14 protein-coding genes and 1 other annotated feature are annotated in these 13604 nt (G+C 53.7%); of the genes, 9 read left to right on the top strand and 5 right to left on the bottom strand.

All coding sequences use genetic code 11. From position 1 onward, the window contains the following. The first annotated feature begins 13 nt into the window (after window positions 1–13). Window positions 14–259, top strand: coding sequence for a hypothetical protein (locus tag ACTUHY_RS06200; protein WP_442827021.1), 246 nt, complete (start codon window positions 14–16; stop codon window positions 257–259). A 148-nt stretch (window positions 260–407) separates the two neighbouring features. Beyond that, window positions 408–1709: an ATP-binding protein gene (locus ACTUHY_RS06195; protein WP_442827020.1), complete on the top strand. Its 1302-nt coding sequence runs from the start codon at window positions 408–410 to the stop codon at window positions 1707–1709. 104 nt (window positions 1710–1813) lie between these two features. Here the strand turns inward: ACTUHY_RS06195 and ACTUHY_RS06190 are convergent, their stop codons facing one another. The 3 genes from ACTUHY_RS06190 to ACTUHY_RS06180 all read right to left on the bottom strand — a co-directional run bounded on the left by ACTUHY_RS06190 (window position 1814) and on the right by ACTUHY_RS06180 (window position 5402). Beyond that, the gene (locus tag ACTUHY_RS06190) at window positions 1814–3310 is read right to left on the bottom strand and encodes a sodium-dependent transporter (protein ID WP_442827019.1); all 1497 of its coding nucleotides are present in this window, start codon (window positions 3308–3310) and stop codon (window positions 1814–1816) included. 129 nt (window positions 3311–3439) lie between these two features. Next, entirely contained in the window at window positions 3440–4915 is a 1476-nt protein-coding gene (locus ACTUHY_RS06185; protein ID WP_442827018.1) for a sodium-dependent transporter, read from the bottom strand. Window positions 4916–5012: 97 nt separating this feature from the next. Further along, entirely contained in the window at window positions 5013–5402 is a 390-nt protein-coding gene (locus tag ACTUHY_RS06180) for a hypothetical protein (RefSeq protein WP_442827017.1), read from the bottom strand. 219 nt (window positions 5403–5621) lie between these two features. Between ACTUHY_RS06180 and ACTUHY_RS06175 the strand changes: the two genes are divergently transcribed. Together ACTUHY_RS06175 and ACTUHY_RS06170 are read left to right on the top strand one after the other, a co-directional pair. Continuing rightward, window positions 5622–6389 (top strand): HAD family hydrolase, encoded by a 768-nt coding sequence (locus tag ACTUHY_RS06175; protein ID WP_442827016.1) that lies wholly within the window; start codon window positions 5622–5624, stop codon window positions 6387–6389. A 35-nt stretch (window positions 6390–6424) separates the two neighbouring features. Beyond that, window positions 6425–7333: a protein-tyrosine phosphatase family protein gene (locus ACTUHY_RS06170; protein ID WP_442827015.1), complete on the top strand. Its 909-nt coding sequence runs from the start codon at window positions 6425–6427 to the stop codon at window positions 7331–7333. Between the two features lie 47 nt (window positions 7334–7380). Here ACTUHY_RS06170 and cysK read toward each other — a convergent pair whose 3' ends face one another. Further along, complete coding sequence (gene cysK / locus ACTUHY_RS06165) at window positions 7381–8322, bottom strand: cysteine synthase A (protein ID WP_442827014.1); 942 nt, start codon at window positions 8320–8322, stop codon at window positions 7381–7383. Window positions 8323–8523: 201 nt separating this feature from the next. Beyond that, window positions 8524–9222: a serine O-acetyltransferase gene (gene cysE, locus ACTUHY_RS06160; protein WP_442827013.1), complete on the bottom strand. Its 699-nt coding sequence runs from the start codon at window positions 9220–9222 to the stop codon at window positions 8524–8526. A 43-nt stretch (window positions 9223–9265) separates the two neighbouring features. Continuing rightward, window positions 9266–9484: a binding site (T-box leader), on the bottom strand. Between the two features lie 138 nt (window positions 9485–9622). Between cysE and ACTUHY_RS06155 the strand changes: the two genes are divergently transcribed. From ACTUHY_RS06155 to rlmH, 5 genes are all read left to right on the top strand, one after another. Next, window positions 9623–10363, top strand: coding sequence for a L,D-transpeptidase (locus tag ACTUHY_RS06155; protein ID WP_442827012.1), 741 nt, complete (start codon window positions 9623–9625; stop codon window positions 10361–10363). 189 nt (window positions 10364–10552) lie between these two features. Then, complete coding sequence (gene perR / locus ACTUHY_RS06150) at window positions 10553–10996, top strand: transcriptional regulator PerR (RefSeq protein WP_278674304.1); 444 nt, start codon at window positions 10553–10555, stop codon at window positions 10994–10996. A gap of 138 nt (window positions 10997–11134) precedes the next feature. Then, window positions 11135–11920, top strand: coding sequence for an MBL fold metallo-hydrolase (locus ACTUHY_RS06145; protein ID WP_278674302.1), 786 nt, complete (start codon window positions 11135–11137; stop codon window positions 11918–11920). A 14-nt stretch (window positions 11921–11934) separates the two neighbouring features. After that, window positions 11935–13068, top strand: a complete 1134-nt coding sequence (locus ACTUHY_RS06140; protein WP_442827011.1) for a S1C family serine protease — start codon at window positions 11935–11937, stop codon at window positions 13066–13068. Further along, window positions 13065–13547 carry a 23S rRNA (pseudouridine(1915)-N(3))-methyltransferase RlmH gene (gene rlmH / locus ACTUHY_RS06135; protein WP_442827010.1) on the top strand — a complete coding sequence of 161 codons (483 nt, stop codon included), beginning with the start codon at window positions 13065–13067 and terminating at the stop codon, window positions 13545–13547. Before ACTUHY_RS06140 ends, rlmH begins: the two co-directional genes overlap by 4 nt. Window positions 13548–13604 lie beyond the last annotated feature (57 nt).

Below are 13604 nucleotides of genomic sequence, written 5' to 3'. Positions count from 1 at the left end.
AAAAGAGGCAGTTATGCAAAAAATCAATTCATTGTTAGATATTTGTTTTTATGTTTTCTTTACTTTGACATTTGGGTGTGCCGCATTTATAGTATTGGGCCAGGCAGTTGCTGTAATGACTATGAATGCAGAACTGGCTATATGGTGTAAAAAATTAATTGTTTTAAATGCTCGTCTGGGGGCGGGTGTATCCGTCACTACTTTGGTGATGGGCTATCTCCGTGGATGGATGAGCGGCAAAAAGAAAGAGAAGAGATAAACATTTAGCTATGAAGTGAGTCAATTGTAGTTTGGCTTTAATACTGAACTTTTGATATTTAAGTCCCAAAAAATCAGCTAAAATACAACTTTTCTTGACTTAAAAATCAAAAGTTGATATGCTTCTCTATAAAAAGGGGGGTATATCTATGCGGAGAATAATATTTGATGCTTTGAAAAAATGGAAGGAAAATCCGCATCGTCTGCCACTGTTGATCAGCGGGGCGCGGCAGGTGGGAAAGACTTATATCCTTCGGGAATTTGCGTCTGCCTGTTATCCGTCCGTAGTATATATCAATCTGGAAACCAATCGGCGGGCAGCGGACTGCTTTTCAGAGAATATTTCGCCTCGGATGCTGCTACCCTATCTGGAAGCAGTGACCGGACAAAAAGTCATTCCGGGAAAAACCCTGCTGATCCTGGATGAAATCCAATCCACGGAACGGGCTCTAACCTCCTTGAAATATTTTGCAGAGGAAGCTCCGGAATTCCATGTGGCAGCAGCCGGCAGCCTGCTAGGAGTGGCGCTCAACCGGAAAAAATTTTCTTTCCCGGTGGGAAAGGTGGAAACCCTCCAGATGTTTCCCCTGAACTTTGAAGAATTTCTTTGGGCCAGGGGAAAAGAACTGTTGGCAGCTGCTATCCGAAAGGCGTACGAAGACAGGGAACCTCTTCCAACTGCACTGCATGAAGAAGCCATACGTCTGTACCGAGAATATTTGGTAATTGGGGGGATGCCCAGTGTCATCAATGCATTTTTAGCAAACCATTCTTTTTTGGATATTCCCCAGGTACAGCAGGAGATCTTGGACAATTACACAGCGGACATGGTCAAATATGCTTTCCCCTCGGAAACCGTAAAAATCCGGGCTTGCTATCAGTCTCTGCCTGTACAGCTGGCAAAAGAAAACAAGAAATTTCAATATAAGGTTGTACAGCGGGGGGGAACCGCTGCTATTTTCGGAGCTCCCATTGAATGGCTCAGCCAGGCAGGCATTGTCCTGCGTTGCCGGAGACTGCAGCATGCTGCAGAACCGCTGGCTGCTTATGTGGATCTATCCGCCTTCAAGCTATATAGCAGTGATGTCGGGTTGCTTGCCATGCAGTCTGGAATGTCCCAGGAAACCATTTTGTCCGGGACAGGCAATCTGTTTATGGGAGCGATGACGGAGAATTATGTGGCCCAGCAGTTTGTCTCATTGGGGTTGCCTCTTTACTATTGGGAAAGTAAAAGTACTGCAGAATTGGACTTTGTGTTCCCTGTGGGTGCTAAAACCTATGGCGTAGAAGTGAAAAAAGGAGAACATATCCGTTCCCGGAGCTTGGGTGTATTCCGGCAACAGGAAAATCCGACCGGTGTAATGCGGTTTTCCTTGAAGAATTTTGGCTTTGAAAACGGCATTTTGTCCATTCCGTTGTATGCTGCGTTTTGTTTGCCAGAAGGACTGTAAGCACAGAAGAGCGCGGTGAAAAAGATAAGCTGCTGGAAGTTTGGCACTATATTATAAAAAGCACCACAGGATTTTTTCCTGGGTGCTTTTCCTATTTGATACTATCATTTTGCTCGGCTTGCCATGTTTTTTCTGCCCTTTCTGGCGGTACACCAGAAGATCCATACCAAAAACAGAAATGCCAAGGCCAGCCATTTGGTGAGTACGTCCCCGCCCTGCTTGGCGAACAGATCGTCGTAGCCTTTCAGGTAGACGGCCAGGATCACCAGGGGCAGACCATAGGTATAATAGAACTTCCAACCGGCAGACAAGCTCCGGCCGGCTCCCTGGTTCACTTCTCCTAGGAAGTTTTCCCAGCCCCAGCCGTTCTTCCGGGTGCAGAAAAGCACGAAGGTCAGGCCTCCCAGGGGCAGCAGGTTGTTGGAAACGATGAAGTCTTCCAGATCGAGGACACCAGTTCCTGGACCCAAGGGCTGGAAGCCGCTCCACAGGTTAAAGCCCAGGACACAGGGGATGCTCCCCAGGGCGATGAGGGCGAACACGAACCAGGCAGCTTTGGGCCGGTCCCAGCCCAGCAGCTCTCGGAAACAGGCGATGATGCTTTCCATCACTGCAATGACTGTGGAAAGGGCGGCAAAGGAGAGGAACACAAAGAACAGGCTGCCCCAGATCCGTCCTCCTGGCATCAGGGTGAACAGGTTGGGAATGGTCAGGAAAATCAGGGAGGGTCCGGCATCCGGCTGGATCCCATAGGCAAAGCAGGCGGGGATGATGATGAAGCCGCTCATGAGCGCCACAAAGGTATCCAGGGCGGTGATGGTCAGGGCTTCTCCCGGCAGGCTCCGTTTTTTGTCCATATAGGAAGCAAAGATCATCATGGCCCCGTTGCCGGCACTGAGAGTGAAGAAAGCCTGGCTCATGGCGGCGTAGATCACATTTCCCCAGCCTAATTTTTCCAGGGAAGCAAAATCAGGAATCAGGTAGAAGGCAATGCCTTTTTCCGCTCCCGGCAGGAAAATGGAATGGACGGCTAGGATGATCATCAGGAGCAGCAGAGCGCTCATCATCACCTTGGTGATCCGTTCGATGCCCTTTTCCAGGCCCATATAGCAGACCAGGAACCCCAGGAGACAGGAAAGGAAGGTCCAGGAACCCATGGAAAGGGGCTGAGCCAGCATATCTTGGAAAGTGGCCTGGATGAAGGACGGGGACTGTTCCACAAAGGTCCCTTTCAGGTGGAGCCAGCAATAGTTCAGCATCCACCCGGTGACAGTGGTGTAATAGAGCAGCAACAGGATGACCCCGGCAATGCCGATGTATTTTAAATGAGACCAGCGGCTGCCGGCAGGAGCCAGCCTGTCAAAGCAGCGGGCCACACTCTGGCGGCTGCTCCTGCCCAGAGCAAATTCGCACAGGAGCACTGGGATTCCTAGGAGCAGCAGGAAGAGCAGATACAGGAGGATGAAGGCGGCCCCTCCGTACTGGCCGCACAGATAGGGGAACTTCCATACATTGCCGATGCCGATGGCACAGCCGGCGCTGACTAGGATGAACCCCAGACGGGATTGGAAGGAATCACGGGTGCTTTGCTGGTCTGACATAAGTTCTACCTCACTTCTATGCTACGAATGATTAATATGTTACAATATTACACTAAAAACCCAAAGAATGCAAAAAATGCTGTGGACGACTGGATGGCTGAAAAAACCGTCTGTGTCCACAGCTGTATCTTACTGTGCTTTTTTCCTGCTGGTGGTATAGAAGATGAAGCCCAGGAATAGAAAGGCCAGGACCAGCCATTTGGCCAGCACCACCGGTCCTTGTTTGCTGAACATATCGTAGTACCCCTTCAAGTAGATGGTGATGATCAGCAGGGGCAAGATATACAGCAGATAACTGTGGAGTGAAGCCGGCAGGTTCCGGCCTTCCCCGTCGTTGGCTTCTGCCAGGAAGTGTTGCCAGCCCCAGCCGTTCTTTTTGGTGCAGAACAGCACAAAGGCCAGGCTCCCCAGAGGCAGCAGGTTGTTGGAGACGATGAAATCTTCCAGGTCCAGGATGGAAGAACCGGGGCCCAGGGGCTGGAAGCCGCTCCACAGGTTGAAGCCCAGGACGCAGGGGATGCTCAGGAGGACGATGGCCAGCCCATTGACGGCCACGCTCTTTTTTCGGCTCCAGCCGTACAGGTTCATACCGAAGGCCAGGATGTTTTCGAACACGGCGATGACGGTGGACAGGGCGGCGAAGGACAAGAAGATGAAGAACAGCATGCCCCAGAACCGGCCCCCCGGCATCTGGACGAACAGGTTGGGGATGGTGAGGAAAATCAGGGACGGACCGGCATCCGGCTGGATCCCGAAGGCGAAGCAGGCGGGGATGATGATGAACCCGGCCATGAGAGCCACAAAGGTATCCAGGGCGGTGATGGTGGACGCTTCTCCGAATAAGCTCCGCCCATGGGGCAGGTAGGCTCCGAAGATCAGCATGGCCCCGATTCCGATGGACAGGGTGAAGAAAGCCTGGCTCATGGCGGCGTAAATCACATTCCCCCAGCCCAGTTTTTCCAGGGCGGCGAAATTGGGCACCAGATAGAACTCGATCCCTTTTCCCGCTCCTTCCAGGAACAGGGAATGGGCAGCCAGGACAATCATCAGGAGCAGCAGGGCGCTCATCATCCATTTGGTGATCCGTTCCACGCCGTTTTGGATCCCCAGATAGCATACGGCAAAGCCCAGGAGGCAGGTGAGCACCATCCAGAACAGCAGGTTAGCCGGATCTTGGAGCATGGCTCCGAAGGTGGCGGTGATGAACTGGGTGGAAGCCCCCACAAAAGTCCCTTTGATGTGGAGCCAGCAATAGTACAGCATCCAGCCGGTGACGGTGGTGTAGTACATCATCAGCATGTAACAGCCCACGATGCTGATGGCTTTCAACCGATGCCAGCAGGTGCCGGGAGGCTCCAGGGCCTCGAAGCTTTTGGCGGCGCTGCAGCGGCTGCCTCGGCCGATGGCGAATTCGCAGACCATCACCGGGATGCCCATGATCAGGAGGAATACCAGATAGATCAAGATGAAGGCAGCCCCGCCGAACTGGCCGCACAGGTAGGGAAATTTCCACACATTCCCGATGCCGATGGCACAGCCGGCGCTGACCAGGATGAAGCCCAGTCGGGAACTGAAAGATTCCGGAGAAACACCTTTCTCAGACAAAAAAACACCTCATTTCAAAATGTGACAATTCAGTGATTTCTATTGTATTATAGACTAGGGAAAGTTGCAAGAAAATTGTGGGGCCCGCAACCGCCCCCTATCTTGCCTTCGGCTGGATCATGGGCGGGGTCTGGGCCTTTACTTTAGGCCCGGTGGGCACAGGGCCCTGGGGCTGGGTCGGTTGGGGCCGGGGAGCGGCGGGCTGTTTGTTCACGGCCGGAGGCTTCTGTCCGGCCTGGGGAGCGGGTTTCCGGGGAGCCGTCGTTCTGGTGCCAGTTTTCTGCTGGTCCATGATCCGGTTCCGGTCCTGGATGGCTTTTTCTTCCGCCTTTTTGGCGGACTGGTTGTGCCAGAAGAAAATCCCCACAGCCAGGACAACAATCAGGATAAGGGACAGGAAACGCTGGGGGGAGAAACGGGATCTTTCCTTTGGCGAAGAGGCTGCAGCAGGGCTCTTTCCCTCTGGAAAGCCGGTCAGCCATTTCATGATTCTGCGTAGCATGGCAAAAATCCTTTCCTTGGTGAAAAATGGAGCCAGACTGATCAGTCTGTCCGGCAAAGGATATTGTACCGTTTCGAGAGGAAAAATACAACGGAGCTGCCGACTTATATTTGGCCTTTCCTCTGCACTCTTTTCTCTGCACTCTTCACTTTGTGTTATAATAGGAAATCATTGCGTAACTATCATTGACAAAGGAAGGAAGCCATGGATAAAAAATATTTTTTCTTTGACATCGATCGGACCCTGGGGCTGGGGATCACTGGCCAGGTGCCGGCGGACACCCAGTACTGTGTGGATGAGCTCCAGCAGCAGGGGCATTTTGTGGCCCTGGCTACCGGACGGCTCCAGTGTGACGCGGCGGCCTTTGCGGAAAAACACGGCATCCATTCCATGGTGGCCGACGGAGGCAACAGCCTCACCGTGGACGGGAAGATCCTGGAGATGGAAGGACTGCCCCTGGCACCGGCCAAGGCCCTGCTCCGGGAACTGACGGAACGGAACCAGCCCTGGTCCGTGGTGCTGGACAACACCCTGGACCGGTATACCCCTTATGCGGACTATCCCCGGGAAGATCCGGGGAATTACATGAACACCAAAGTCCAGCCGGTGGACATCGGCAGCCTGGACCAGGTGTACAAAATCATGTACGTCCGGGAACAGCCGGGTACGGAACCGGCGGACCGGCGGCAGCTGCCCCATCTGCCCTTCATCGACAACACCTGGCTGGTGGAACCGGTGGACAAGGGAGCCGGCATCGAAAAGCTCATGGGCCTTATGGGAGAGGATCCAAAGGATGCAGTGGTGTTCGGAGACGGGCTCAACGACATCACCATGTTCCGGAAGCCTTTTTTCGGGGTGGCCATGGGGAACGCCCGGCCGGTAATCAAAGAACGGGCGGACTATATCACCGATGACAACGACAAGGGAGGCATCCTCAATGCCTGCCGGAAGTTCGGGTGGATAAGAGATTAGTGCAGAGTGCAAAGGAAAGAGGGGAGAGGAGTAAGATGAAGATTTGGAAAATCGTGACGGGGGTGCTGGTGTTCAGCCAGATTTCTCTGGGGATGGTCCTGGCGGCAGCACCGTCTCTTGATAACATAGTCAAACCTTCCAAGGGCTATGTGTGGCGTCTGGATGCGGCCAACAAACTCCGGCTGCCCCGGTCCTGGCGGGTGGATGCCGCCAATCGCATGAGCGGCAGCGGCCAGCCTTCCATCCTGAATCTGGCGGCGCTGACCCAGGAACTGCAGAAACAGGGCATCCAGCCCAAACAGGTGATCCTGGTGGACCTGCGCCAGGAGGACCATGGATACCTGAACGGCACGGCGGTAAGCTGGTACGGGGACAACAATTGGGCCAATGTGGGGAAATCCGATGCCGCCATCCGGCGGGAGGAAGCCCGGCGGCTGGAAAAGGAGAAAAACAGGGAAACTCCCTATTACCATCTGGACAAAAAGAAAAAGCCCCATTATAAGGGAACGGAAAAAGTCCAGACGGCCCTGACGGAACAGCAGGCGGCGGCTCTGTTCGGCCTGGGCTATGCCCGGTTCGCTAGCACGGACCATATCTGGCCGGAACCGGAAGAAGTGGACGCCTTCCTCCAGTGGCAGAAAGCCCTGCCGGCGGATACCTGGCTCCATTTCCACTGTCAGGCCGGAAAGGGCCGGACCACCGCCTATATGATCATGCGGGACATCTGGCTCAATGGGCAGCAGGACAGCCTGGAAACCATCTGTTCCCGGCAGCATGCCCTGGGGGGACAGGATGTGCTCAACATGACCCATAAGGAAGGGTGGCGCCAGACCATCGACGACCACAAAATCTACCGGCTGAAGCAGTTCTATACTTATGTAAAAGAACTCCAACAGGGAAAAATCACCCAAAGCTGGACGGATTATCTGAAACAGAATCCATAAAAAAGAAGGGACTGCTTGCGCAACAGCCCCTTCTTTTTTATGGTTCTTTAGTTTTCTTTCTTCAGGAACCCAGGAGTGGTCAGATACCGGTCTCCGTTGTCCGGCAGCAGCACCACCAGGGTCTTGCCTTTGTTTTCCGGCCGTTTGGCCACTTCTACGGCAGCATACAGGGCAGCCCCGCCGGAAATCCCGATCAGGAACCCTTCATGATGGATGAAGTCCCGGGCGGTTTCGTAGGCCTGGTCCGTAGAGGCGGTGAGGATCTCATCGTAGATCTTGGTATTCAGGGTCTTGGGCAGGAAGTTGGTGCCGATGCCCTGGATCTTGTGAGGACCGGGTTTGCCCTGGCTTAGGAGGGGAGAATCCGCCGGTTCCACAGCTACCACTTTTACGGAAGGTTTCTTTTCCTTCAAATATTCGCCCACACCGGTAAGGGTACCGCCGGTGCCCACCCCGGCCACGAAAATGTCCACAGCGCCATCGGTGTCTTCATAGATTTCCGGACCCGTGGTAGCTTTGTGGGCCGCCGGGTTGGCCGGGTTGTCGAACTGTTCCGGAATGAAGCTGCCGGGGATGGAGGCGGCCAGTTCCTTGGCCTTTTCCACGGAACCAGCGATGCCTTTCTTGGCTTCCGTCAGTACCACTTCGGCCCCATAGGCGGCAATCATGTTCCGCCGTTCGATGGACATGGTTTCCGGCATCACCATGATGGCCCGGTAGCCTTTCATGGCTGCTACAGCTGCCAGGCCAATGCCCGTGTTGCCGCTGGTGGGCTCGATGATGACGCCGCCTTTTTTCAGCACGCCCCGTTTTTCCGCATCTTCGATCATGACCTTGGCGATCCGGTCCTTGGCAGAACCCGCCGGGTTGAAGCTTTCCAGCTTCACCAGCAGTCGGGCCTGTAGGTCCTTGTCCGCTGCGAATTTCACCGGTTCCAGCAGAGGGGTATGGCCGATCAGATCCAGTACGCTTGTATAAATTTTAGACATAACAATCTCTCCTTTATTTTCATGGAAATTTCTTTTGAATGAACGATGAACTGCCTGCTTTCCTGGGCTTCAACATCGGGGTCCCAGGGGCTTGTTCCACCAATTTTGCTGCAAGGGGAAAACCTCCTTTTCCAAGTAAAACACTAGGGTATCCGTTTCGAAAAAAGTACCGGAGTACTTTTTTCGGAAGTTGCTGAAAGATCAGCGGAAGTTGACCACCTGCTTCAGAGCTGGGCCTTCCTGCTGGGCCCGCAGGTCCATGACCTGCCGTTTCAGCAAGGCCACCTGTTTTTCCAGGGCGGCGATCTGGTCTTCGATGGGGTCAGGCAGCCGGTTATGGTTCAGGTCCACATCCCGTTCGGAATGGGCCGGTGCTACCCGTACCCCTTTCCGGGCTACCACATGGCCAGGGATGCCCACCACCGTGGCATAGGGAGGGACTTCCTTCAGCACTACGCTGCCGGCTCCGATCTTGGCCCCTTCTCCTACGGTGAAGGAACCCAGCACCTTGGCTCCGCAGGCCACCACCACATAGTCTCCGATGGTAGGATGCCGTTTGCCTTTTTCTTTGCCGGTGCCGCCCAGGGTCACTCCCTGGTACAGGGATACGTTGTTGCCGATGATGGTGGTTTCTCCGATGACGATGCCGGACCCGTGATCGATGAAGAGCCCTTCTCCGATCTGGGCACCGGGATGGATCTCGATGCCGGTCAGGAGCCGGGCCAGGGTGGAGATGAGCCGGGCGGTGACGAACCAGGATCTTTCATAGAAAAAATGGGAAATCCGGTACGCCCAGATAGCATGGAGACCCGAGTAACAAAGGATGACTTCCAGGGTATTCTTGACCGCCGGATCCCGCTGTTTGATGACTCGGATATCGTTGCGCATGGATGCAAACATAAACTCATTCCTCCCTTTTTGGACACAAAAAAGACCGCCTCCTGACAGAGGCGATCTCTCGCGGTTCCACTCTGATTGCAGCCAGACTTCGACTGCCACTCATACCGATAACGGCGGCTGCCCGGAAGGCCCTACTTTCTGTTCAGGTCTTCAGCTCCCAAAGGCATTCCATCCTCTCAAGCTTCGGCGCAAACTTTCAGCCGGTGATTCGCGCTCTCTGTGCCACTCTTTGAAGTGTACTTGTTTTGGTCATCGCTTTTTGATTTTCAATGTTGCCTGTATTGTAATCTTCTTCGATACACTTGTCAAGAGAAATTTTAAAAAAGTTTCAAGACCGGGGATTGCAGGGAAAACCAGTGGATGGTATCATAGTGCTTACGTGGAGAAAGAAGGATGTTTTATGGACGGAAAGCAAAAAGGGACGGAAAGGTCCCGGAATCGCAGAAAAAAAGGAATCATGCTGGGAGTCTGTACCCTGATCTTTTTAGGAGTGCTGCTCACAGGCTGTTTCGCCCTTGGGTATAAAGGGGGAGGAGCGCCGGCGCCCACTGTACCGGTGAAAAAAACGGAAGCCCAGAAGCCCAAGACCGTAAAAAAAGAGGCGCCTGCTCTGCCGGAGCAGAAAGAAACGCCAGTGGAAAGCCTCCAGAAGAAACCAGGGGAGACCAAACAGCCGGAAACCCAGCCGGCAGCGGAACAGCCGCTGGTTCCAGGGAAAAAGTATTCCGTGCTGGTGGACAAAAGTGAGCATAAACTGTATCTGAAGGAGGGAGAACAAGTGGTCCGGGCCTGGGGCTGTGCCATCGGGAAAGGCGGCCTGGGGCAAAAAGAACGGCGGGGAGATAATATGACGCCCGTCGGGACCTTCCTGATCGACGAAATCGATGATGCTTCTGGATGGACCCATGACTTCGGAGATGGGAACGGAGAAATCCGAGGAGCTTATGGGCCTTGGTTCCTGAGCCTGGATACAGAAGACCTGAGCCAGGGAAACTGGGATGGCATCGGGATCCACGGGACCCATGCTCCCAGCTCCATCGGTACGGATGCTTCCGAAGGCTGTGTGCGATTGGAGAACCACAATTTACAGGAATTAGAAAAAGTGGCTTATATTGGGATGTCGGTGACTATCCAGGATTAGAATCAGATCCATTTGTCCTTCATAGAGAAACGGAAAAATTAATAATAAATCTTAAAAAACACCGAAACCCTTCAAACCATTGCTGTATTCGGCACTTTGAAATCTAAAAAAGAGTTGACAAAAATTGCTCAAACGGATATATTAATTATAGTAATCATTATCTAAAAGGTAAACTGTAAAATGGTAAGAATGGAGGTGTTGATTACGTTAACGGCTGCAGAATTGGCGAAATTGCTTCGGGACAACGGCTGCAAAGTTACGCCTCAGAGACTGGCTGTCTATGATATGCTGGCCCATACAACGGAACATCCCACGGCTGAGATGATCTATAACAAAGTGAAGGAAAAATATCCTACTATGAGCTTTGCAACGGTCTATAAATCCGTGGAAATCTTCAGCAAGCTGCATATCATCCAGGTGCTGAATACCGGGGAGGACAGTTTCCGGTATGATGCCAATGTGATGGAACATCCGCATATCCGCTGCATGAAATGCGGCAAGGTCTGCGATGTACCTCATCTGGATGCCAAAGCCATTGAAGACAAGGTGGCAAAGGAAACGGGTTTTACGGTCCAGGGTCATCAATTCTATTTCTATGGGTTGTGTGGAGACTGCCAGCCTAAAGAAAATTGAACCACCGAAGGGAAAATGCCGGACTCTTGAGAGTTCGGTGTTTTTTTACATTTCTTTCAGGGATTTTGCTATAATAGTAAGTATAATAGCGGGGTATGGGAAGGACACCCCGACATTTTTGTATAGAATGGTGTTATCATGACGATGACTGATTTTGAAGTAGATGTACTGGCCAGCGGAAGCAAGGGAAATTCTACCCTGATCCGGGCCGGTCAGACGGCAATCTTGATCGATGCAGGGATTTCCTGCCGGCGGATCGTCCAGGGACTGAGGCACTGCGGGCTTGAACCAGAAGACCTGAGCGGGGTCTTCCTGACCCATGAACATCGGGACCATATTGCCGGTCTGGATGTGTTTGCCCGGCATTACAGCACGGTCCCGATCTTCGCCAATGAAAGGACCTGGGCCCAGCTTTCTGTAAGACGGATGCTGCCTCGGCCCCAGGTGCGGGTGATCCCCCGGAGCTGCAGTATGGGGAACCTGCGGATCGAACCGTTCCGGATCCCCCATGATGCAGCTGATCCCGTGGGGTATGAAATCTTCCATGGGGACGAAAAATGCACTTACCTGACGGACTGCGGCATCATCACAAAAACGGTGGAATTGGCGGCAGAAGGGGCATCGGTCATGGTCCTGGAGGCCAACCATGATGAGGATATGCTGCGCCATGGACCATATCCTCCAGCCCTGCAGAAGCGGATCCTGGGGAAGGAAGGCCATCTGTCCAACCGGACGGCGGGCCAGTTCCTGACATCCTTGGCAGAACCGCCGACCGAAGTGTTCCTAGCCCATCTCAGTGAAAAAAACAATACACCGGATGTTGCCTACAAGACGGTACGGGCGGTGCTGCAAGAGTGCCCGCGGACCCGAGGCATCCAGCTGTATGTGGCCCAACAGCAGGAAATGGTCAGCAATGTCCGCTGACAAGGAGTGAGATTATGAGACATACCATTACGAAGAAAACTTTGAGCGCGCTGGTGGCGCTTTCCCTCAGTGCCAGCTTTCTGACCGCAGGCTGCGGTCTGGCCAGCAATAAGACGGCTGGCAAAGCAGAAACCAAACCAGCTGTGACTACCCAGGAACAGCAGACCAAGAAGGCGGAAGCCAGCATGAGTGCGGCCCGGAATACCCCCATTGTCAAAGCGGCTAAGAAAGTAGGGCCGGCTGTAGTCGGCATTACCAATAAGGCATTGGTCCGGGATTATTTCAACCGGACCCAGATGGTGGAACAGGGCAGTGGTTCCGGGGTCATTTACAGCAAAGACGGACTCATCGCCACCAATAACCATGTGGTGGCTGGCGCCCAGGAAATCGTAGTGAGCCTGCCGGATGGCAAGACTTATACCGGCAAGGTGCTGGGAACGGATCCTTCTACGGATCTGGCTGTAGTGAAAATCGATGCAGAAGGGGATCTGCCTGTGGCAGAATTCGGAGACTCTGATTCCCTGATGGTGGGAGAACCGGCCATTGCCATCGGGAACCCTCTGGGCATGGAATTCCGGGGCAGCGTCACCGCGGGGGTGATCAGTGCCCTGAACCGTTCTCTGGACATGGGAGAACGGCGGTTCCGGCTGATCCAGACCGACGCGGCCATCAACCCGGGGAATTCCGGGGGAGCCCTGGTGAATGCGGACGGACAGGTGATCGGCATCAACAGCGCCAAAATCGCGGCATCCGGGGTGGAAGGCATCGGTTTTGCCATCCCTATCAATGAAGCCAAACCCATTCTGAAGGAATTGGCGGAAAAAGGACGGGTGGTCCGTCCCTATCTGGGGGTCAGCCTGTTGGATCAAACCTTGGCACAGCGTCTGGGATTTGATCTGGACCTGAGAGGAGGGCTGTTCGTCGTAAAGATGTTTCAAGACGGTCCTGCATATCGTGGAGGCATCCGTCCAAATGATATTATCGTTAAGTTCAATGGTACTAAGGTGGATTCTGTAGCTGCCCTCCGGGAAGCGCTGGGCAAATGCCAGGTAGGGCAGCAGGTGCCGGTGACCATCCTCCGGGGAGATGAAGAGGTCAATAAGATCGTGACCCTGACAGAAATGCCCCAGAAGAGCAGCCAGCAATGATCCGGATCACCCTGGCCTGCGCAGGCAAACTAAAAGAAAATTATCTCCGAGAGGCGGAACAGGAGTTCACCAAACGGCTGGGGGCTTACTGCCAGCTAGAAATCCGCTGCATCCCGGAGGAGAAGATGCCGGATGATCCCTCACCGGCGGTGAAGGAACAGGTACTGGAAAAAGAAACGGACCGGATCCTGAAACTGATCCCGGAACACAGCTTTGTGGTCCTTTTGGATCTGCGGGGGAAGGAAATCTCTTCCCCCCAGCTGGCGGAAAAAATGGGACAGTGGATGGTGGGAGGGGTCAGCCATCTGACCTTTGTGATCGGAGGACCTTTCGGGTATACGGACGCCCTGCGGAAACGGGCGGATTTCCGGTGGAGTTTCTCCCCCCTGACCTTTACCCACCAGATGATCCGGATCCTGCTTTTGGAACAGATCTACCGGGCCTTCAAGATCCTGCGGAAAGAGAAATACCATCATTGAAACAGACCGGACTGGGACCTGCAGGCTGTGCGGAACCCGAGAGGGACCAGCCCGGTT

This window comes from Acidaminococcus nyctereutis, assembly GCF_052216985.1.
GTDB classification, from domain to species: domain Bacteria; phylum Bacillota; class Negativicutes; order Acidaminococcales; family Acidaminococcaceae; genus Acidaminococcus; species Acidaminococcus fermentans_A.
Note: the sequence above shows the minus strand (reverse complement) of the source record. Positions and strands in the feature narration are given on the sequence as shown.

Excerpts from the sequence above, each read along its gene's own strand:
- ACTUHY_RS06180 (WP_442827017.1), bottom strand. The coding sequence starts at position 5,402 with ATGAAATGGCTGACCGGCTTTCCAGAGGGAAAGAGCCCTGCTGCAGCC.
- ACTUHY_RS06200 (WP_442827021.1), top strand. The coding sequence starts at position 14 with ATGCAAAAAATCAATTCATTGTTAGATATTTGTTTTTATGTTTTCTTT.
- ACTUHY_RS06175 (WP_442827016.1), top strand. The coding sequence starts at position 5,622 with ATGGATAAAAAATATTTTTTCTTTGACATCGATCGGACCCTGGGGCTG.
- rlmH (WP_442827010.1), top strand. The coding sequence starts at position 13,065 with ATGATCCGGATCACCCTGGCCTGCGCAGGCAAACTAAAAGAAAATTAT.
- ACTUHY_RS06155 (WP_442827012.1), top strand. The coding sequence starts at position 9,623 with ATGGACGGAAAGCAAAAAGGGACGGAAAGGTCCCGGAATCGCAGAAAA.
- ACTUHY_RS06145 (WP_278674302.1), top strand. The coding sequence starts at position 11,135 with ATGACGATGACTGATTTTGAAGTAGATGTACTGGCCAGCGGAAGCAAG.
- ACTUHY_RS06195 (WP_442827020.1), top strand. The coding sequence starts at position 408 with ATGCGGAGAATAATATTTGATGCTTTGAAAAAATGGAAGGAAAATCCG.
- cysK (WP_442827014.1), bottom strand. The coding sequence starts at position 8,322 with ATGTCTAAAATTTATACAAGCGTACTGGATCTGATCGGCCATACCCCT.
- ACTUHY_RS06140 (WP_442827011.1), top strand. The coding sequence starts at position 11,935 with ATGAGACATACCATTACGAAGAAAACTTTGAGCGCGCTGGTGGCGCTT.
- ACTUHY_RS06170 (WP_442827015.1), top strand. The coding sequence starts at position 6,425 with ATGAAGATTTGGAAAATCGTGACGGGGGTGCTGGTGTTCAGCCAGATT.
- perR (WP_278674304.1), top strand. The coding sequence starts at position 10,553 with ATGGAGGTGTTGATTACGTTAACGGCTGCAGAATTGGCGAAATTGCTT.
- ACTUHY_RS06190 (WP_442827019.1), bottom strand. The coding sequence starts at position 3,310 with ATGTCAGACCAGCAAAGCACCCGTGATTCCTTCCAATCCCGTCTGGGG.
- cysE (WP_442827013.1), bottom strand. The coding sequence starts at position 9,222 with ATGTTTGCATCCATGCGCAACGATATCCGAGTCATCAAACAGCGGGAT.